This is a genomic window from Hymenobacter duratus (assembly GCF_014698995.1).
Taxonomy (GTDB): domain Bacteria; phylum Bacteroidota; class Bacteroidia; order Cytophagales; family Hymenobacteraceae; genus Hymenobacter; species Hymenobacter duratus.
Window position 1 is genome coordinate 1,175,266 of sequence record NZ_JACWZZ010000001.1, and the last position, 19,473, is coordinate 1,194,738.

Sequence of the window (19,473 nt, forward strand, 5' to 3'; positions counted from 1 at the left end):
ATGCGAAGAGCAGGTAGGGCTAAGGACGCTGTGGGAAGATGCCCTGCGTGGCAATGATGTAGTTGAGGACCAGATAAGGCTGCATGTTGCTGTGCGGCTGCGAGCTGCCTAACGGAGCGCCCGTACCCTGCACCGAACCAGCGGCCATTGTCGTGTTAGCGCCGGCCGTCTCTCCATACTGGGCCTTGCTGGCGTTGCTGAGAAAGGCCTGTCCAGGCGAGCTGACATTCGGATCAGCAGGATTTACCTTGACGTTGCCCAGCGTGTGCGTATGCAGCGGCATCTGGGTAACATCCAGCGGCACAGCTTCCTGCCCAAGCTTGGCGCCCACATTATATGGGCTCAGGCCCGCGCCGGTGCCGGCATTTACTACGGCGCGGCCGCGCAGATCCGGCAGGCCAAAGGTGCTGATGCCGTCGCCGCCGAACTGCACGCCGAGTAAGGCGAAAAGTGCGGTGTTCGTACGAATCTGCAGTAACGAGCCGTCGCAGATTGCCCAGTCTCGGGGCGCAAAAGGAAATGCGACTGCGCGGATTTCTCCAAGCATTGGTTCCATAAGCTAAAAAAAACAAAGTGAGAGTGTAGAAAAGCCCTCGCGGGCAGGAATAGTCTTGGATGTATAAGTCTGGTTTTCAAAAGGCTGAATCGAGAATTGCGCTTGCAAGACACCAGCAGCTTTCGAGTATACTCAGACTATGTTTGTGATGAAAAAAGGGTATAAGCAGCCGAACCATAGCAATTTGCTATGGTGATAGAGGACAAACAGCAATAGGTGAAGATGTACCAAGCCCTGTTTAAGGTAGGCTTGGACTAAGGAATAGAGGATCGGGACCTAAATTTATTGATTTGTTCCAGTTATACGTGCATATTCTTATAAACTTTCCGTAAAACAGCTCGTAGTATCTCTCCTTTTCGATTAGGTATAGCAAGGATTTAGCTCCTTCAGTAGCCTATGGGCCCATATTCAGGCAGGGGCGCGACACCACTCCCCCAGCGGAAAACTGCGCGGCGCAAGAGTAGGACGTTGGTGCTACGCCATACTCTTGCGCCGGCTATAAAGTGAGCGGTAGTAGTGGCCTGGCCTGCTTAGTGAGGCAGCCGCTCGCGCAGGGCGCTGTACGTCCAGGTGCCGGCTAGGGCGGCCAGAATCAGCACGGCCGCGCCGGCCACGCCGCTGCCCAGCTGGGCAAACAAGGGGCCAGGGCAGGCGCCGGTCAGGGCCCAGCCCAGCCCGAAGATGGTGCCGCCAATCCACACGCCGTGGTTGTATTTTTTGTCGGCAATCTTGATTTCCTCGCCGTTGATGGTTTTCAGGTGGTTGCGCTTGATGAGCTGAATCGAAATCAGACCCACCACAATGGCCGAGCCGATGATGCCGTACATGTGGAACGACTGGAAGCGGAACATCTCCTGAATGCGGAACCAGCTGATGACTTCACTTTTGGTCAGAATAATGCCGAACAGCACGCCCAGGACCAGGTATTTCAAATTTTTCATCGTCAGATCAGCTTAAAACATCAGAGGATAAAATACCCAGGTCATTAGCAGGCCGCCCACGAAAAAGCCGATAACGGCCACCAGCGACACCCACTGCAGGTTAGAGAGGCCTGAAATGGCGTGGCCCGAGGTGCAGCCGCCCGCATAGCGTGTGCCGAAGCCCACCAGAAAGCCGCCCAGCACCAGAAACACCCAGCCTTTCCAGTTGGCCAGGTTCTCCAGGGCAAACAACTCCTTGGGCAGCAGCCCCGAGAAGTCCGTCAGGCCCATCTGTGCCTTCAGGTCGCGCACGGTTTCCGGAGAAATGGCAATAGTATCGGGATGGCCCATTACCTGGTAGCCGATGAAGCCGCCGATGGCAATGCCCAGCACGAAAAACAGGTTCCAGATTTCGGCGCGCCACTTGTATTGCAGAAACGGAATGCTGGCGGGCACGCAGGCGGCGCACATGTGCCGCAGCGAGCTGCTGATGCCCAGGGCCTTGTTGCCGATGAGCAGCAGCGCGGGCACCGTCAGGCCAATCAGCGGGCCGGCCACGTACCAGGGCCAGGGCTGACGAATCAAGTCAAGCATAAAAACAGAAAAACGAAGGGGAGAAAAACGAGCAGCAGGCCGGCCGCTTAGCGCCCCAGCTTGTAGGGCCAGTCGAGAAGGCCGCCGGCCAGGTTGCATACCTTCTCGATGCCGGCCTCACCCATCTGGGTGGCGGCGTTGGCCGAGCGCGCCCCGCTGCGGCAGTACACGTAGGTGGGGCGGGTTTTGTCCAGGGCCGTCACGCGCTGGGCAAAACCGGGTGAGGATTGGTCTAGGTTGAGGGCGCCGGGCAGGTGGCCGCCGGCAAACTCGGCGGGGGTGCGCACGTCCAGCACCAAGGCGCCGGTCTGGCGCACGCCCTCGGCAAACTCAGCGGCGGGCAGATTCTGGTACTTGGAAGGGCCGGAAGATTTAAAAAGTCCAAACATGGCGGAAGTCGAAAAGAAAAAGAAGGAGGATAATGGGAAAGGTGGTGGGCCGCCGCCCGGCTACACGGCTGGGCGGCAGCTACTCACGCACTGGTAAAAATTAGTGGCTGGCTACGGCCGTCTGGAAGGACTTCACGGCCTCGCCCAGATCATAGACGGTGGCTTGGGGCAGGGCGGCTTCCACAATGCTGCTGCCCGCCGCCGAGCGGTAGCCGCCGGCGCAGTGCACCACCACGGGCTTGCCGGTCGGAATTTCCCGGGCCCGCTCGCGCAGCTCGGGCAGCGGAATGCTCAGCGCCCCCTCAAACAGCGGCTCGGCTTTGGTTTCCGAGGCGTTGCGGATGTCCACGATGGTATAGGCCTCGGGCTGGTCGCGGAACTGCTCCACGTCCAGCTGGGGCAGGGTGGCCGGCGTGGCCGGAGTACCTACCAGCGCGCCCGCAATCAGGGCCTCATAGCCAATTTTGGCGGTTTTGCGGATCAGGTCCTCCAGCGTTGCCTCGTCGGCGGCCACTAGGTAGAACTTTTCCTCCGGACCCACAATCGAGCCCAGCCAGGTTTCGAACTTGCCGCCCTGCTGAATGTTGATAGCGCCGGCCAAGTGGCCCTGCTTGAACTCGGCCTCGGGACGGGTGTCCACCAGCACTGCGCCTTTTTCCAGGGTGGAGCCGGCCGCTAGGCGCTGCACCTGCTGTACGCTGGGGGCGTAGGCGGTGGCGCCGGCTTTGTTCAGCGCCACATCGTAGCCGAAGTATTTGGGAATGAACGGCTGATCGGCCAGCAGCACCTGCACAAACTCCTCCTCGCTCATCGGACGCAGCATGGGGTTGCCGAATTTCTCATCGGCGATGGTGCTGCTGTTGGCGCCGCTCAGGGCCTTGCCGCAGAGGCTGCCCGCGCCGTGGGCGGGGTACACCAGCACGTCATCGGAGAGCGTCATCAGCTTCTCGCGCAGCGAGTGGTACATCTGCCCTGCCAGCTCCTCGCGCTTGGCCTGGATGTTGCCGGCCTTTTCGCGCAGGTCCGGGCGGCCCACGTCACCGATGAACAGCGTGTCGCCGGTGAACATGGCCACGTCTTTTCCTTCACGGCTGAGCACGATGCTGATGCTGTCGGGCGAGTGGCCGGGCGTGTTCAGGGCGCGGTAGGTGAGCTTCCCGCTCGTGAAGGAGTCGCCCTCGTCAAACGCCTCAAACTGATAATCGGCCCCTAGTAGCTTACTCACGCGGATGGTGGCGCCGGTTTTCTGGGCAATTTCCAGGTGGGAGGACACAAAGTCGGCGTGGGGGTGGGTTTCGATGACGCTGATAATCTTGGCGTCGTGGGCCTGAGCGTAGTCGTAGTAGGGCTGCGGGTCGCGGGCGGGGTCAATCAGCACGATTTCGCGGGCGCACTCGCTGAGAATAGCATAGGAGAAATGGGCCAGGCCCTTGTCTTCAAACTGTTCAATTTTCATGGTTGTGAAGGGAAGAGGTGAAGAGGAAATGAGGTGAAGTGGCTAGGGGCGGCTTAGTGCGTGAACACCAGTTCGCGCAGCAGGATAAACGTGCCCATGGCCAGCGTGAACCAGCCGAAAGCCGGCTTGAGCTTGGCCCCGGGAATGAAGCGCGCCAGGTACGTGCCTAGCACGATGCCCCCTACGGCGAAGGCCAGAAAGCCCAGCAGGAAGCTCCATTCAATGGCCGTGCCCGCGCTCAGGTCGCCGGTAAAGCCAATCAGGGAGTTTACGGCAATGATGACCAGGGAGGTACCCACGGCTTCCTTCATGGGCAGGCGGGCAAACAGCACCAGCGCTGGAATAATCAGAAAGCCGCCGCCCGCGCCCACAAAACCCGTGAGCAGGCCCACTACGGCCCCCACCGTGAGAATGAGGGGGTAGTTGATGGTGTGCTGGTGGTGCAGGTCGTCGGCGAGAATTTCCTCCGCCTGCTTGTTGCGGATCATGGACACGGCCGCCACTACCATGAGCAAGGCAAAGGCCACCAGCACCAGCAAATCCTTGGTGAAGACAATGCTGCCCACTGTGAACAGATCATGCGGAATGGCAGGCATCAGCAGCTTGCGGGTGAGGAACACGGCGGCCAGCGAGGTAGCCAGAAACACCAGCGCCGTGGGCACCGATACCAACCCTTTGCGGAAGTAGCCCGAGGCGCCCACAATAGAAGTGCTACCCACTACAAACAGCGAATAGGCCGTGCTCAGCACCGGACTCACGCCCATCAGATACACCAGCACCGGCACGGTAAGTATCGAGCCGCCCCCGCCCATAATGCCCAGGGAAAGACCGATGAAAATGGCCGCAAAGTAGCCCAGCGCGTGAAGCATGGAAGGAAATGTGAATGTATGTATATATGAAAAGGTGTTCATGCGTTTGGGCAAAAAAAGCACCTTCCTACTACAGGAACGTGCAGCCGGCCAGGCACTGAATCACGTCTACCACTTCACGCATTTTCAGCGCGTAAAAGATGTTTTTGCCCTCGCGGGTGCTGCTCAGAATACCTTTCAGCTTCATACCCGTCAGGTGGTGAGAGAGCAGACTTTGCTCTACCTGCAGCTGTTCGCTGATGTCGCTCACCGACAGGCTTTCCTGATTGGCCAGCAGTTGCACAATAGCAATGCGGGTAGGATGAGCCGTGGTCTTGAGAATGAAGGCCACCTTCTCCATCTTTTCGGTAGTCAGATTCAGGTCGGCAGACGGAATGGCAGGAGCAGTGGTCATACGGTGTTGCAAATATATGATCATTTGTTCATGTATACAATCCGCACGCTACTTTTAGTTCCGGTAGAATCCAGACTTCGGCAGTTGGAGCATTGTGGCACCTGCAAATAGTCGTGCTGCCGCCGGGAAAAAGCCTTTTTAGTGCCTGCTACCGGTTCTGTTTTTCTTTGTTGTGCTCACGCCAGTGCGAGTGCCGATACGCGGCGCTGTGCCGCGCGTTGGGGCGGCCCCGGCCCGTGGGCGGCGGTGCCGACAGGCGGGACGGTATCGTATCTGCACGACCTGCCCCTGCTTTCACTTATCGGCAAATACCTCATTATGAGTGACCTTGCTTTGTAATGCAGGTCGCTCAGGCTGATCTGGCCAGTGGGCGAGGGGGCCGGCGGAGGGGCAGGCAGTAGTAATTGAGCAGAAATGTGAAACTTGGGGTTTGGGGAGCAGCGGCAGACAGGCCAGCTGCTTCATCTGCCTGCTTCATGCCTCACTCTGACTCCCACCTTTCTTTGCTGGCGCGCTGTGTCTTGTTTCTGGGCCTGTTGCTGGGCCTGTTGCTGGGCTCCGTGGCCTGCACACAGCATGCGGCAAAGCCACGCTATACTATTGGTTTCTCGCAGTGTACCAACGGCGACGCCTGGCGGCAGGCCATGCTGGCCGGCATGAAAAAGGAGCTGAGCTTCTACCCGGAAGTCAACTTCCGGATAAAAGATGCGAAGTATAGCAGCGCCTTGCAGGAACAGCAGATCAAAGAGTTTCTGCGCGAAGGCATCGACCTGCTGATTGTATCGGCCAACGAAAGCGAGCCGGTGACGCCCATCGTGGAGGAAGCATATAACCGGGGTATTCCGGTCGTGATTCTGGACCGCCGCACGACGTCCAAGCTGTACACGGCTTATGTAGGCGGCAACAATGTGGAAGTAGGCCAAACGGCCGGCAACTATGTGGCTGGTTTGCTTGGGCAGCGCGGGCAGGTGCTGGAAGTGCTGGGCGCGCCCGGTTCTTCGCCGGCCACCGACCGGCACCAGGGCTTTGTGCAGGCATTGGCGGCCTATCCGCAGCTGCAGCTGGTGGCGCAGGTCAACAGCAACTGGGAGCGGCCATCGGTGCTGGAACGGCTACCGGCCGTGCTGCGCGCCCACCCCGAGGTAGACCTCATCTTCGCGCACAACGACCGGATTGCGCTGGGTGCCTACCAAGTGTGCAAGCAGCTCAAGCGGGCCAACCGTATCAAAATTATAGGGGTGGATGGCATGCCGGGGCCACACGGCGGTATTCAGCTGGTGCAGGATGGCATTCTCAAGGCCACGCTGCTCTACCCGCCGGGCGGGGAGGAGGCCATCCGGATGGCCATGCGCATCCTGCGCAAGCAGCCCTACGACAAGGAGAATATCCTCGGTACCATGGTCATCGACTCGACCAATGTGCAGACCATGAAGCTGCAGACCGAGAAGCTCACCAGCCAGCAACAGGACATTCAGCGCCAGCAGCAGTTGCTGCGTCGGCAGCGCGCCACCTTTGCCAGCCAGCAAACCGTGCTCTATGTGCTGGCCGCAGCCCTGCTCGGGGCAGCCGTGCTGGGCCTAATTGCGTTTCGGGCGTATCGGGCCAACCGCCGCAGCAACCGCAAGCTGGAGCTGCAAAACCAGGAGATACTGTCGCAGCGCAACCAGATTCAGGAGTTTGCTGAGCAGGCCAAAGTAGAAACCGAGGCCAAGCTGCGCTTCTTTACCAACTTCTCGCACGAGCTTCGCACCCCGCTTACGCTCATTCTGGGGCCGGTAGAGGAAATGCTGACCAGCAACCCCGACCTACCCGCCACTCACCGCCACGACTTGGGGCTGATTCGACGCAATGCACAGCGCCTGCTGCAACTCGTCAACCAGCTCATGGACTTCCGCAAGATTGACGTGGGCAAGATGCCGGTGCGCGCCACCGAGGGCAACCTTGTGGCCTTTGTGCGCGAAATCATGGACGTGTTTGAAAAGCCGGCCCGGCAGCGCGGCATCAGCCTCCGTTTTCTGCCTTCGGAGCCTGTTATCCGGCTCTGGTTCGACGTGAACATTCTGGATAAAGTGTTCTTCAACCTGCTCAGCAACGCCCTCAAGTTCACACCCGACCGCGGCCAGATTACGGTGAGTTTGCAGCTGGTACCGGCCGAAAACGGGGTGCGGGTGAGTGTGGAAGACACCGGCCGGGGCATTTCGGAGCAAGACCGGGCGCACATTTTCGAGTGGTTTTATCAGGGGCAGCAGTCGGCGGCACGCGGCTCGGGCATGGGGCTGGCACTGGCGCTGGGCCTCACGCGCCTGCATCTGGGCCAGCTCACGTTTACCAGCCAGCCAGGGCAGGGCAGTACGTTTATCGTGACGCTGCCGCTGGAACTGCCGCCTGCTCTCAAGCTACTGGATGCCGCCCCGCAGGCCACGCCGGCATTTGCGCTAGAAGAAGGCATTGCGGCGGCAGCCACGGCGGGCGAGCCGGCCGCTTATGGCAGCAGCGAAGCACTGGTGCTGGTGATTGAAGACAACCCGGACGTGAATGCCTTCCTGACCCAGAAACTGCAACCGCATTTTCAGGTCAGTTCGGCCTTTGATGGAGCAACCGGCCTGCGTCTGGCCGCCGAGTCTATTCCGGACCTGATAGTATGCGACGTGATGCTGCCCGAACTCAGCGGGTTGGAAGTGGTGGCCCAACTCAAGGGCGACTGGCGCACCTCGCACATTCCGGTGGTGCTGCTCACGGCCCGCAACGCGCCCGAGCAGCAGGTAGAAGGCGTGCAGGCCGGCGCCGACTTGTATTTGACCAAGCCTTTCAATCCCACCTTCCTGCTCGAAAGCCTGCGCACCCTGCTGGCCAACCGCGACAAAATGCGCGAGCATTTCCGTCGCGAGTTAAGCGTCGATACGGTGACGGTTGCCCCGCAGCGCATCGACCAGAAATTCCTGGCCGACCTCACCGCCATAGTGGAAGCCAACCTCGGCCGTTCCGACCTGAGCGTGGAAGACGTAGCCCGTAGCCTGGGCATCTCGCGGGTGCAGCTCTACCGCAAAGTGAAGGCCGTGCTCGGCACCGGCGTCACCGACTTTATCCAGGGCATCCGGCTCACCAAAGCCCGCCAACTCCTGCTCGACGACGAGTTGAATATTGCTGAAGTGGCCTATCAATTGGGCTTCTCGTCGCCTTCTTATTTCTCCACCAGCTTCAAAGCGCGCTACCAGGTGTCGCCCTCCGAGTTCCGGGCGCTGCATACTACGCCCAGTGCCTGAATCAAATTTGAAAATCAGGTATCAAAAACGAAATAGTGGGGATGTTAATAGTGTAAAATTGAAAAGTTAAATTCCATATTTACAGGTGTTTAACATGAATGTGCAGTGTGTCTGGATTTTGAAAGAGTTTGAATGAATAGAGGAAGGTAACTGTCCGCTTTCAACGGAGATTTGGTCAACAACTCCGCCATGAAAAAGCCTCACACTCCTACGCTCACCGCCGCGCCGCTCGCTGTGCCAGCCCATCTGTATGGGGGGCACATGGGCGGCGCGGTGGCGTTGTAGCAGGAGCCTTCACCGGAGCCGGCGCTACCTCACTCGTCTTCCTCTTTTCCACAAATTCCCATGAAACACACTGTACCTCTGCTGCGGCAAGCTGTTGGGCTGACGCTGCTTTCTGCTCTGCCGTTGGGCGCTACGCCGGCGCTGGCTTCTGTGCCTAGCGCCTCCATCGGAGTGCTGGCCAACGTGCCAGTGACAGGCCGCATCGTTGATGAAAAAGGAGCCGGTATGCCCGGCGTCACGGTGGTTGTAAAAGGTACTTCCATTGGCACCTCTACTGATGGAGACGGCAACTTTTCTCTGTCGATGCCCGACAACGCCACGGCGCTGCTTATCTCCTTTATCGGCTACAAGTCGCAGGAAGTGCCGGTGGCGGGCCGCACGTCGTTCAGCATCACGCTGGCCCCCGACGCCGCTGCTCTGGATGAAGTAGTAGTAACCGGCTACCAGACCCAGCGCAAAGCCGACCTGACCGGTGCCGTGGCGGTAGTGAAAACCGAGGAAATCCGGGACATGGCCTCCAACGACGTGACCCGCAACCTGCAGGGCCGCGTGGCGGGGGTGAGTATTACCACGGATGGTGCGCCGGGCAGCTCGGCCACGGTACGTATCCGCGGCTTCGGCACGCTTGGCAACAACGACCCGCTCTACGTTATCGACGGCATCCCGACCAAAGAAGGCATCAACCAGATCAACCAGAACGATATAGAGAACATTCAGGTGCTGAAAGACGCCTCGGCGGCCAGCATCTACGGCTCGCGGGCTGGCAATGGCGTCATCATCATCACGACTAAAAAGGCCAAGAAGGGCGCTACCAAAGTAGACTTCTCAACCTTCTTCACGCTCCAGACGCCAGGCCCGAATATCAAGCTGCTCAACACCCTGGACTACGGCCGCGTGTACGGCCAGGCCGCCATCAACGACGGTACCAACCCCAGCCTGCCTTACTACAACTTCCAGACGAGCTTGGACGGCAACGGCCGCCGCGTGCTGAACGGCGTGACCGTGCCGGAATTCATCGACGCAGAAAAGACCCAGCGCTCCGCTGATACCGATTGGTTTAAGGAAACGCAGCAGAATGCCCTGATTCAGAGCTACAACCTGAGCGTAAGCAGCGGCAATGAGCGGGGCGGGGCGTTGTTCTCGCTGAACTACTACGACAACAGCGGCACGTTGAAGTACACCGACTTCGACCGGTACACGGCCCGCCTCAACACCGACTATAACTTCCTGGACGGCAAGCTGAAAATCGGGGAGAACCTGACCGTGGTGAAGTCGCAACGCGCCGAGTTTGACCTGAATCTGGTGCGCGACCGGACTACGCAGCTGCCTTCCATCGTGCCGGTGCGCACCGTGGACGGAGCAGGGTGGGGCGGCCCCGTGGCCGGCATGAGCGACCGGGACAACCCGCTGCGCCTGCTGAAAGACAACGAGCAGAACCGCTCCAACACGGGCCGCGCCTTCGGTAATCTGTTTGCCGATGCCGAAATCCTGAAAGGTCTGCACCTGCGGACCAGCTTCGGCATCGACTACAGCATCTATAAGTACCGCCAGATCTACAAAACCTACAAGGCCGGCTTCCTGTCGGAGCAGAACAACCGCGTGACGGTGAATGACCGGTTCTGGGGCAACTGGGTGTGGCAGAATACCTTGAACTACGACATGCTGCTGGCCGGCAAGCATCAGCTGGGCTTTGTGGCCGGTACGGAGCGCATCAGCTACTACGACGAAAGCTCCTACGCCTCGCGCACCAACTTCGCCAGCGAAGACCTCACCTACGCCTATCTTGACGCCGGCGCGGCCAACAAAGACAACGGCGGCGGCGCTACGGCCTACCGGCTGGCGTCCACGTTCGGCAAAGTCAACTATTCCTTCGCCGATAAGTACCTGCTGTCGGGTACGCTGCGGCGCGACGGTTCCTCGCGCTTCGGTGCCGATAACCGCTTCGGCGTGTTCCCGGCCGTATCGGCGGGCTGGCGCCTGAGCGAGGAGCTGTTCGTGAAAGACAGCGCCCCGTTCTTCTCCGACCTGAAGCTGCGCGCCGGCTGGGGCCAGACCGGCAACCAGGACATTGCCAATTTTGCCTCACGGGGCCTGTACCAGTCGCTGCTGGGCACCATCGACCCCAACTTCGAGTACGACCGGGGCACGGCCTACGACATCTACGGCAACGACACCAACCTGCCCTCGGGCTACCGCCGTTTCCAGCGCGCCAACCCGGCCCTGAAGTGGGAGACCACCACCCAGACCAACGTGGGCCTGGACTTCGGGCTGCTCCAGAACCGGCTGTCGGGCTCCGTGGATTACTTCGTGAAGAAGAGCGAGGATATCCTGGTGAACCTGCCGTACCTGGCGGTAGTAGGGGAGGGCGGTGACCAGTTCGTGAACGGCGCTTCCATCGAAAACCGGGGCTGGGAGTTTGTGCTCGGCTACCAGAACGAGCTGACCAACGGCCTGACCTACACCATCTCCGGCAACCTCTCGACCTACCGCAACGAGCTGACGTTCCTGCCGGCGGAAGTAATCAACGCCTATGGCGGCAACGGCCAGGACGTTACGCGGCTGGGCCACTCCATCAACGCCGTGTACGGCTATGTGGCAGATGGTCTGTTTCAGAACGAAGGAGACGTGACCAACCATGCCACGCAGGTGGGCGCTGCTCCCGGCCGCATCCGCTACAAAGACCTGAACGGTGACGGCAAAGTGGACAACTTCGACCAAACCTGGATTACGGAAGGCGTCCCGGATTTCAGCTACGGCCTCAATCTGGGCGCCGGCTACAAGGGCTTCGACCTACAGCTATTCTTCCAGGGCGTGCAGGGTATTGATGCCTTCAACAACGCCAAATTCCGCACCGATTTCGCCTCGCTGGCTTCCGGCGAAAACTGGGGCGAGCGGCTGCTGGACGCCTGGACGCCGACCAATACCGGCTCTACCATTCCGGCCGCGACGCTCATCAACACCAACAACGAGGGCCGCGCTTCCACCTACTTCATCGAAAACGCTTCCTACATGAAGCTGCGCAACCTGCAGCTGGGCTACTCGCTGCCGGCCAGCTTCGTGAGCCGCATTAAGCTACAAGGTGTGCGGGTGTATGTGCAGGGCCAGAACTTGTTCACAATCAAGAGCAAGGAATACACCGGCGCCGACCCCGAGGTGACCAACTACCAGTACCCCGTGCCCCGCATTTTCTCCACGGGTCTGAACGTTTCTTTCTAATCACTGCCAACACCACTTCCCATGAAACTCTTTAAATCCAGCGTGTTGGCCGTTTCCTTGCTCACGCTTTCCTTCGGCTGCTCCGACAAAGACTTCCTTGAGGTGCAGCCTATCGGAGCCTTGAGCGACGAGCAGCTGAATACGCCTGCCAACATTGAAAAGCAGGTAATTGCGGCCTACTCGCAGCTCGGCAACGACGTGTACCGCGCCCCCTACACCAGCATGTGGCCCTACGGCAACGTGCGCGCCGGCGACGCCTACAAAGGCGGCAACGGCACCGCCGACGTGGACGCCTTCCACTTCTACGAGACGTTCAGCTTCAACCGAGTGGACGTGGGCAACACCGACGAGCTATGGTTCCTGATCTACATCGGCATTTCGCGCTGCAATGATGCCTTGCGCCGCCTCGATGCCGTGGATGCTGCCGCCATGCCCACCAAGGCGGTGCGCCAGGGTGAGATGCGCTTCCTGCGCGGCCACTTCTACTTCCTGCTGAAAGAGCTGTTCAAGCGGGTACCGTACATCGACCAGACCGTGCCCACCGAGCAGTACGCCACCATTTCAAACGTAGCCCTGAGCAACGACGAGCTGTGGGGCAAGATTGCCGATGACTTCCGCTTTGCGGTGGCTAACCTGCCGGATACCCAGCCCGAAATCGGGCGCGCCAACAAGTCGGCGGCGCAGGCCTATCTGGCCAAAACGCTGCTCTACCAAGCTTATGTGCAGAGCGACAACCACGCCGTCACTAGCATCGACCAAGTAAAGCTGAACGAGGTGGTGACGCTGACCAACCAGGTAGCTGCCTCGGGCAAATACTCGCTGCACGCCGACTACGCCACCAACTTCCTGACCGCCGGCGACAATGGGTCGGAGTCGGTGTTTGCCATCCAGTTTTCGCGCAACGACGGAACCCCCAAGGGCCGCACCGACCGGGGCAACTGCCTGAACTACCCCATGAACCCCGACTATGGCTGCTGCGGGTTCCACCAGCCCAGCCAGAACCTGGTGAATGCCTACAAAACCGATGCGCAGGGCCTGCCCCTGTTCACCACGTTCAACAACTCGGACCTGGTGACGCCTGCCGACTTCCAGAACAACAGCGTGGACCCGCGCCTCGACCACACCGTGGCCATTCCGAGCCACCCCTACAAGTACCTCCCCACGTTCGTGTTCGAGAATTCCTGGCTGCGCGACCCAAACACGTACGGCGTGTATATGTCGATGAAAGAGAATGTGTTGCCCTCGGACCCAAGCTTCCAGAAAACGCCGCCGTTCATGACCTCCTCGAAGAACTGGGCCATCATCCGCTACGCCGATGTGCTGCTCTGGAAAGCCGAAGCCCTGATTGAGCTGGGCCGGCAGTCGGAAGCCCTGCCCATCATCAACCAGATCCGGCAGCGCGCCGCCAATAGCACCGCCCGCCTGAAAAACGCCAGCGGCGGCAACACCTCCAACTACCGCATTGGCCAGTATCCTTCCACCAACTGGACGCAGCAGTACGCCCGCGAGGCCCTGCGCTACGAGCGTCGGATGGAGTTTGCCATGGAGGGTTTCCGCTTCTTCGACCTCACACGCTGGGGTATTGCCGCCAATACGCTGAACACCTATTTCGACCGGGAAAAAACCAAGCGTCTGTACCTACAGACGGCGCGCTTCACGCAAGGCCGCGACGAGTACCTACCCATTCCCATCAACCAGATCAACTTCAGCAAAGGCCTGTACAAGCAGAATCCGGGCTGGTAGTCAGGCTCTGACATGTAGGTAGTGGCTTGCTGCAACACGCTGCTACCGGTATGCTCCACTGCTCTGGCCGCCTGGCTGGGGCGGTGTTGAGCTTCTCCTCTTCCAAAGTTCAACCTGTTGCCTTCATAAAGCTGCAGCCTAACATGACCGCCGTGAAAAACAGCAACGTATTTTTTTGGTCCCTGGTGGTGGCGCTGGGCGGCTTCCTGTTCGGCTTCGACACGGCCGTTATTTCCGGGGCCGAGAAAGCCATTCAGCAGCTCTGGGGGCTGAGTTCCGTGGAGCACGGCTTCACTATTGCCGTGGCGCTGATTGGCACCGTGTTCGGGGCCATCTTCGGCGGCATTCCGTCCGATAAGCTGGGCCGCCGCCAGACCCTGATCTGGATTGCGGTGCTGTACTTTGTGTCGGCCATTGGGGCAGCAGTTACGTCTAGCTGGCTGGCCTTCATGATCTTCCGGTTCCTGGGCGGGCTGGGCGTAGGCGCGTCGTCGGTGACGGCGCCGCTCTACATTTCCGAGGTGTCGCCTGCCGAGAAGCGGGGGCAGATGGTGGCCATGTTCCAGTTCAACATCGTGTTCGGCATTCTGGCCGCCTACCTCTCCAACTACCTGCTGACCGGCGTGGGTGAAAACGACTGGCGCTGGATGCTGGGCGTGCAGGCGGTGCCGGCGCTGGCATTTTTTCTGCTGCTGTTCCGAGTGCCTGAAAGCCCGCGCTGGTTGCTAGGGCAGGGCCGCGTAGAGGAAGGCCGCCAGGTGTTCCAGCGCATCAACCCCGCCACCGCCGACCAAGAAGTGACCAACGTGCTGACCTCCAACGCCTCCGACGATGCCATGGTGGGCGGCCGCTCGTTGTTCGCGCCGCAGTACCGCACCCCCGTCATACTGGCCGTGCTGTTTGCCGTCTTCAATCAGGTGTCGGGTATCAATGCCATTATCTACTTCGCGCCGCGCATTTTCGAAATGACGGGCCTGGGCCAGGGTGCCGCGCTGCTCTCGTCGGCGGGCATTGGGCTGGTGAACTTTGCCTTCACGCTGCTGGCCCGCCAGGTCATCGACCAGTTTGGGCGCCGCAAGCTGATGCTGATTGGCTCCTACGGGCTGATTGCCACGCTGGGGCTGGTGTCGTGGGCGTTTTACACCCAGAGCTTCAGTGCTTTGAATGGCATGCTGGTGCCGGTGCTGCTGTTTGTGTACATAGCGTTTTTCGCCTTCTCGCAGGGCGCGGTTATCTGGGTGTTCATCTCGGAAATCTTCCCCAACACGGTGCGCGCCAAAGGCCAGGCGCTGGGTTCGAGCACGCACTGGGTGATGGCCGCCATTATTGCCTTCGCCTTCCCGCCGCTGGCCGAGAAGCTGGGCGGCGGCCACACCTTCGCCTTCTTCTGCGGCATGATGGTGCTGCAGCTGCTGTTCGTGTGGCGCATGATGCCCGAAACCAAAGGCACCAGCCTTGAACAGCTGGAAAAAACGCTCGTTATCCACTGAGTAGAGCTTAGAAGTGAGAACAAAGAGCTTAGATATCGTCGGTATTAGTCTCTGAATTCTCCTTTCTGCTCTTGCGTTTTCTAAGCTCTAAATTCTAATATCTCATGTCTAATAAGATAGCCTGCTTCGGCGAAATCCTGTGGGACGTGCTGCCAACCGGCAAGCAGCCTGGCGGCGCGCCCTTCAACGTGGCCGTGCACCTGCACCAACTCGGCCAGTCCGTGGACCTCATCAGCCGCGTCGGCGACGACGACCTGGGCTCGGAGCTACTCGATTTTGTAGCATCCAAAGGCCTTCGCACCGACTATGTGCAGCTCGGTAAAACCCACCTTACCGGCGTGGTGAAAGCCAACGTAGACGACGCCAACGAGGTGACGTACAAGATTGTACAGCCCGTGGCCTGGGACTATATTCAGTACGATGCAGAGCTGGAAACCCTAGTGGAGCAGGCCGAGGTGTTTGTGTTCGGTAGCCTCGCCGCCCGCCAGGCCGGCACCCGCGAAACGCTGTACCGCCTGCTCGAACACGCCAAGTTCAAGGTGTTCGACGTGAACATGCGTCCGCCGCACTACAGCAAGGAAGTGGTGAAATACCTGCTCGAAAAAGCCAATCTGGTGAAAATGAACCACCACGAGCTGGCCGAAATCATGGCGTGGTTTGGCGAAGAAACCGCCCGGCCCACTGCTATGCGCTGGCTCGCCAACCGCTTCGATTTGCAAGCCGTGTGCGTAACCTGCGGCGCCGATGGGGCCCTGCTCTGGACCAACGACCAGCTCTACCGCGCCCCCGGCGTGGCCGTGGAAGTGAAGGACACCATCGGCAGCGGCGACTCGTTTCTGGCGGCGCTACTCAAAGGCTGGCTGGCTGGCCAGGAGCCCGGCGAAATGCTGCGTTTCGCTTGTGCCACCGGCGCGCTGGTCGCCACCCACCAGGGGGCCACGCCTGCCTTCACCGAAGCTGCCGTGCAGGAGCTACTGGCCGCACAGGCGGCATAGCTCCCGGGAATTCCCAATAGCACATTCCAGTACCTCTCAATTCCCGCCTTCACCTATGAAATACCCGCTTCTTCTGGCGCTGGCCGCGGCCAGCCTCACCGCGTGCAACCCCGACACCAAAACGACTGACACGGCCGCCACGACACCCGTCGTCACTGCAAAGGCCCCAGCCGACTCGGTGCCACCTGCCACGCCACAGTACCGCCCGGCTTTCCATTTCAGCCCGGCCAAGATGTGGATGAACGACCCCAACGGCATGGTGTATCTTAACGGCACCTACCACCTGTTCTTCCAGCACTATCCCGGCGGCATGGAGTGGGGCCCGATGCACTGGGGCCACGCCACCAGCAAAGACCTGGTAACCTGGCAGGAGCAGCCCATTGCGCTATATCCCGATTCGCTGGGCTGGATTTTCTCGGGCAGTGCCGTTATCGACAAGGACAACACGGCCGGCTTCGGCCAGAACGCAATGGTGGCCATCTTCACCCACCACAACGCCCCTGAGGAAAAGAAGAAAACCAATAAGCATCAGTATCAAAGCCTGGCCTACAGCCTCGACGAAGGCAAAACCTGGCAGAAGTACGCCGGCAACCCGGTGCTGCCTAATCCCGGCATTCAGGACTTCCGCGACCCGAAAGTGAGCTGGAATGAGGTGGCTAAGAAGTGGGTGATGACCCTGGCCACCAAAGACCGGATTACGTTTTACTCGTCGCCGAACCTGAAAGACTGGAACAAGCTGAGCGAGTTTGGTGAGAAGCTGGGCGCCCACGGCGGCGTGTGGGAATGCCCCGATTTGTTTCCGCTGACGCTGAATGGCAAAACCCACTGGGTGCTGCTGGTGAGCATCAACCCTGGCGGGCCCAACGGCGGCTCGGCCACGCAATACTTTGTGGGGCAGTTTGATGGCAAAACCTTCACGCCCACTACCACCACCCAGAAATGGGTAGACTGGGGCAAAGACGACTACGCTGGCGTGACGTGGGCCGGCACCGGTGCCCGCAAAATCTTCCTCGGCTGGATGAGCAACTGGGAGTACGCCAACCAGGTGCCAACTTCGCCCTGGCGCAACGCCATGACCGTGCCGCGCGACCTGGCCCTCAAGCAAGTCGGCCAGGAAATCTACCTGACCTCGACGCCGGTGAAAGAAGTAGCCACGCTAGGCCAGGCCGCCCAGACCCTGAACAACCTGACAGTTAAGCCAGAGTTGAGCCTAGCCGACAAAATCCCGAATCTGGCCCAACAGTTTCAGCTGAAGATGAGCACCAGGCTGCTCCAGGATTTCGCGCTGGTGCTGGGCAATGCCAAAGGCGAGGAACTGGTTATCGGCTACGACAAGCAGGCCAACCAATATTACATCGACCGGAGCAAAGCCGGCCAGATGGCCTTCAGCGACAAATTCGCCGGCCGCCACCCAGCCCCGCGCCTAGCTACCGGCCCAGCCGCTGACCTTACGCTGCTCTTCGACGCTACCTCGGTGGAAGTGTTTGCCGACGGCGGCCTTACCACCATGACCGAGTTGTTCTTCCCCACCGAGCCCTACACTACGCTCAAGCTAAAGTCGGCCAGCGGCCTTACCCTGGATAACCTGACGTACACTGTACTCAAGCCAGCTGCGAAGTAGCCTTTTCACGGAAGCCAAGCTCGATAAGTTCTTTTGTGGAACTGAGCACACACAAAAACAGCCACTCGCCCCGAAAGGCAAGTGGCTGTTTTTATGTGAGCGAGAAACGAGGTTCGAACTTGCGACCCTCAGCTTGGAAAGCTATGGTGACTGCTTGCTAGTTGGTATGCTTTGCTTATAAAAAGTGTCTTTTTAGGTATTTTAAGGCAGTTTATTCTATTGTTCTCTATCATCGGTATCTCGATTTTTATTAAGTTTGTGTAAACCGCCGTGTAAACCAAAGCGGTTTACACCTATGAGCAAGACCACTGACTATAAGGAAGGACGTGCTACAGTAAGGATCGTCTACTTCACCAGTAAAGTACTAGCCGACGGCTCACATCCGTTTCTGGTATGCATTACCAAAAACCGTCAGCGCAAGTACTTGGCTACTGGACTGTCGTTGCTGCCAAAGTATTGGAATGCTGAGAAGAGTAATTTCAGGGATGCTATTCGCAAGAGTTATCTTGAACCTCATCGTGAGAAGCTAATAACAGATCTTCGCAACTGGGAGGACAAGTATAGCGACGCTGCCACTTCTCTGGCTGGGGCTGATGAGCAGCATGATGCCCGAGCTGTAGCGGCCAAAGCTATAGAAGGCCGTAAAGCTACCCGACGAATACTACTACTGGCTTATATCGAGGAGCTGGCACAAGGTATGGTAGCCACAGGCCAGATTGGTAACGCAGGCGTGTACCGGGACCTGAGCAATCAGCTTGCAAAGTTTATCAAAGCCGAATATGATGTAACGGATGTTCCTTTCGAACGCGTGACGGTTAGCTTCTGTAATGAATGGGAAGCGACCTTAAGGGCGACAGGAGCACAGGAGATTACGCTTTCTTTACGCTTCCGTACACTGCGGGCTGTTCTCAACAGAGCTATTGCTGCCGGAGTATCAAAGCCTGTTCATTACCCTTTTGCTCGTACTGTAGCTGAGAAGCATAAGTTTAGTGTGGGCAAGTTTGACGTCAGCACTACCAAGAGAGCATTGCCCCGCGATGCTGTACGTCGCCTGGAAGCGTTGGAAACTGATTCTGACCGTCTACGCTTGGCTAAAGAGGTATTTCTGTTCTCCTTCTATGGCGGAGGAATAAACTTCGTTGATCTGGCTCAACTACGTTGGCGTGATCTAAGCTTTAATGCTGAAAACAGGCCTGAACGCTTAAACTACGTGCGACAAAAGACCGGCGGTAAGTTTTCGCTCAAGCTGCTTGCTCCAGCCGCGGCACTCATCACCTCCTACGCGCCTCTGACACGAGCCACGCCCGACAGCTATATCTTTCCTGTACTGGATCCTGCTAGGCATCGTACTCCTACTCAAATCAAAAACCGCTTACACAAGGTACTTGGGCAGGTAAACAAGGATTTGAAAGTGTTGGCTAGCCAAGCTGGTATCGATACTACCCTCACTACCTATGTAGCTAGGCACTCGTTTGCTACTGCTCTCAAACTCGCAGGAGAGAACACAGGAGTTATCAGCCAAGCTATGGGTCATAAATCAGAGGCTATAACAGCTATTTATCTAGACTCATTCGCCTCTGAGTTGGTTGATACAGCGTTTGAGCGGTTGCTTTAATGTGAGGTTACCCAGGATTATAGCAGTCGAGAAAATGCCCTGCACTCGTTCTGATGAGTTCTAATGC

General features: G+C 58.8%; 14 protein-coding genes. 7 read left to right on the forward strand and 7 right to left on the reverse strand.

The genetic code is table 11. From position 1 onward, the window contains the following. Positions 1 to 19 precede the first annotated feature (19 nt). The 7 genes from IC231_RS04815 to IC231_RS04845 form a co-directional block, all read right to left on the reverse strand. On the reverse strand, positions 20 to 556 hold the full coding sequence (locus tag IC231_RS04815) for a phage tail protein (RefSeq protein ID WP_190783439.1): 537 nt from the start codon (positions 554 to 556) through the stop codon (positions 20 to 22). 530 nt (positions 557 to 1,086) lie between these two features. Continuing rightward, positions 1,087 to 1,497 (reverse strand): DUF6691 family protein, encoded by a 411-nt coding sequence (locus IC231_RS04820; protein ID WP_190783440.1) that lies wholly within the window; start codon positions 1,495 to 1,497, stop codon positions 1,087 to 1,089. A 12-nt stretch (positions 1,498 to 1,509) separates the two neighbouring features. Then, the gene (locus tag IC231_RS04825) at positions 1,510 to 2,070 is read right to left on the reverse strand and encodes a YeeE/YedE family protein (RefSeq protein ID WP_190783441.1); all 561 of its coding nucleotides are present in this window, start codon (positions 2,068 to 2,070) and stop codon (positions 1,510 to 1,512) included. Positions 2,071 to 2,117: 47 nt separating this feature from the next. Beyond that, positions 2,118 to 2,459 carry a rhodanese-like domain-containing protein gene (locus tag IC231_RS04830; protein ID WP_190783442.1) on the reverse strand — a complete coding sequence of 114 codons (342 nt, stop codon included), beginning with the start codon at positions 2,457 to 2,459 and terminating at the stop codon, positions 2,118 to 2,120. A 100-nt stretch (positions 2,460 to 2,559) separates the two neighbouring features. Beyond that, positions 2,560 to 3,915, reverse strand: coding sequence for an MBL fold metallo-hydrolase (locus tag IC231_RS04835; protein WP_190783443.1), 1,356 nt, complete (start codon positions 3,913 to 3,915; stop codon positions 2,560 to 2,562). A 53-nt stretch (positions 3,916 to 3,968) separates the two neighbouring features. After that, entirely contained in the window at positions 3,969 to 4,784 is an 816-nt protein-coding gene (locus tag IC231_RS04840) for a sulfite exporter TauE/SafE family protein (RefSeq protein ID WP_190783444.1), read from the reverse strand. Between the two features lie 70 nt (positions 4,785 to 4,854). After that, positions 4,855 to 5,178, reverse strand: coding sequence for an ArsR/SmtB family transcription factor (locus IC231_RS04845; RefSeq protein ID WP_211538859.1), 324 nt, complete (start codon positions 5,176 to 5,178; stop codon positions 4,855 to 4,857). A gap of 476 nt (positions 5,179 to 5,654) precedes the next feature. Between IC231_RS04845 and IC231_RS04850 the strand changes: the two genes are divergently transcribed. From IC231_RS04850 to IC231_RS04880, 7 genes are all read left to right on the forward strand, one after another. Further along, on the forward strand, positions 5,655 to 8,441 hold the full coding sequence (locus tag IC231_RS04850; protein WP_190783445.1) for a substrate-binding domain-containing protein: 2,787 nt from the start codon (positions 5,655 to 5,657) through the stop codon (positions 8,439 to 8,441). A gap of 345 nt (positions 8,442 to 8,786) precedes the next feature. After that, positions 8,787 to 11,942 carry a SusC/RagA family TonB-linked outer membrane protein gene (locus IC231_RS04855; protein ID WP_190783446.1) on the forward strand — a complete coding sequence of 1,052 codons (3,156 nt, stop codon included), beginning with the start codon at positions 8,787 to 8,789 and terminating at the stop codon, positions 11,940 to 11,942. 21 nt (positions 11,943 to 11,963) lie between these two features. Continuing rightward, positions 11,964 to 13,685 (forward strand): RagB/SusD family nutrient uptake outer membrane protein, encoded by a 1,722-nt coding sequence (locus IC231_RS04860; protein WP_190783447.1) that lies wholly within the window; start codon positions 11,964 to 11,966, stop codon positions 13,683 to 13,685. A 143-nt stretch (positions 13,686 to 13,828) separates the two neighbouring features. Continuing rightward, a complete protein-coding gene (locus IC231_RS04865) occupies positions 13,829 to 15,175 on the forward strand; it encodes a sugar porter family MFS transporter (RefSeq protein ID WP_190783978.1) in 1,347 nt (448 codons plus the stop codon). Positions 15,176 to 15,279: 104 nt separating this feature from the next. Further along, positions 15,280 to 16,170, forward strand: coding sequence for a carbohydrate kinase family protein (locus tag IC231_RS04870; protein WP_190783448.1), 891 nt, complete (start codon positions 15,280 to 15,282; stop codon positions 16,168 to 16,170). A gap of 55 nt (positions 16,171 to 16,225) precedes the next feature. Continuing rightward, positions 16,226 to 17,791 carry a glycoside hydrolase family 32 protein gene (locus IC231_RS04875; protein WP_190783449.1) on the forward strand — a complete coding sequence of 522 codons (1,566 nt, stop codon included), beginning with the start codon at positions 16,226 to 16,228 and terminating at the stop codon, positions 17,789 to 17,791. Positions 17,792 to 18,086: 295 nt separating this feature from the next. Next, the gene (locus IC231_RS04880; RefSeq protein ID WP_190783450.1) at positions 18,087 to 19,406 is read left to right on the forward strand and encodes a site-specific integrase; all 1,320 of its coding nucleotides are present in this window, start codon (positions 18,087 to 18,089) and stop codon (positions 19,404 to 19,406) included. Positions 19,407 to 19,473 lie beyond the last annotated feature (67 nt).

Coding starts and splice junctions, on each gene's coding strand:
- IC231_RS04815 (WP_190783439.1), bottom strand. CDS start 556: ATGGAACCAATGCTTGGAGAAATCCGCGCAGTCGCATTTCCTTTTGCG.
- IC231_RS04820 (WP_190783440.1), bottom strand. CDS start 1,497: ATGAAAAATTTGAAATACCTGGTCCTGGGCGTGCTGTTCGGCATTATT.
- IC231_RS04825 (WP_190783441.1), bottom strand. CDS start 2,070: ATGCTTGACTTGATTCGTCAGCCCTGGCCCTGGTACGTGGCCGGCCCG.
- IC231_RS04830 (WP_190783442.1), bottom strand. CDS start 2,459: ATGTTTGGACTTTTTAAATCTTCCGGCCCTTCCAAGTACCAGAATCTG.
- IC231_RS04835 (WP_190783443.1), bottom strand. CDS start 3,915: ATGAAAATTGAACAGTTTGAAGACAAGGGCCTGGCCCATTTCTCCTAT.
- IC231_RS04840 (WP_190783444.1), bottom strand. CDS start 4,784: ATGCTTCACGCGCTGGGCTACTTTGCGGCCATTTTCATCGGTCTTTCC.
- IC231_RS04845 (WP_211538859.1), bottom strand. CDS start 5,178: ATGACCACTGCTCCTGCCATTCCGTCTGCCGACCTGAATCTGACTACC.
- IC231_RS04850 (WP_190783445.1), top strand. CDS start 5,655: ATGCCTCACTCTGACTCCCACCTTTCTTTGCTGGCGCGCTGTGTCTTG.
- IC231_RS04855 (WP_190783446.1), top strand. CDS start 8,787: ATGAAACACACTGTACCTCTGCTGCGGCAAGCTGTTGGGCTGACGCTG.
- IC231_RS04860 (WP_190783447.1), top strand. CDS start 11,964: ATGAAACTCTTTAAATCCAGCGTGTTGGCCGTTTCCTTGCTCACGCTT.
- IC231_RS04865 (WP_190783978.1), top strand. CDS start 13,829: ATGACCGCCGTGAAAAACAGCAACGTATTTTTTTGGTCCCTGGTGGTG.
- IC231_RS04870 (WP_190783448.1), top strand. CDS start 15,280: ATGTCTAATAAGATAGCCTGCTTCGGCGAAATCCTGTGGGACGTGCTG.
- IC231_RS04875 (WP_190783449.1), top strand. CDS start 16,226: ATGAAATACCCGCTTCTTCTGGCGCTGGCCGCGGCCAGCCTCACCGCG.
- IC231_RS04880 (WP_190783450.1), top strand. CDS start 18,087: ATGAGCAAGACCACTGACTATAAGGAAGGACGTGCTACAGTAAGGATC.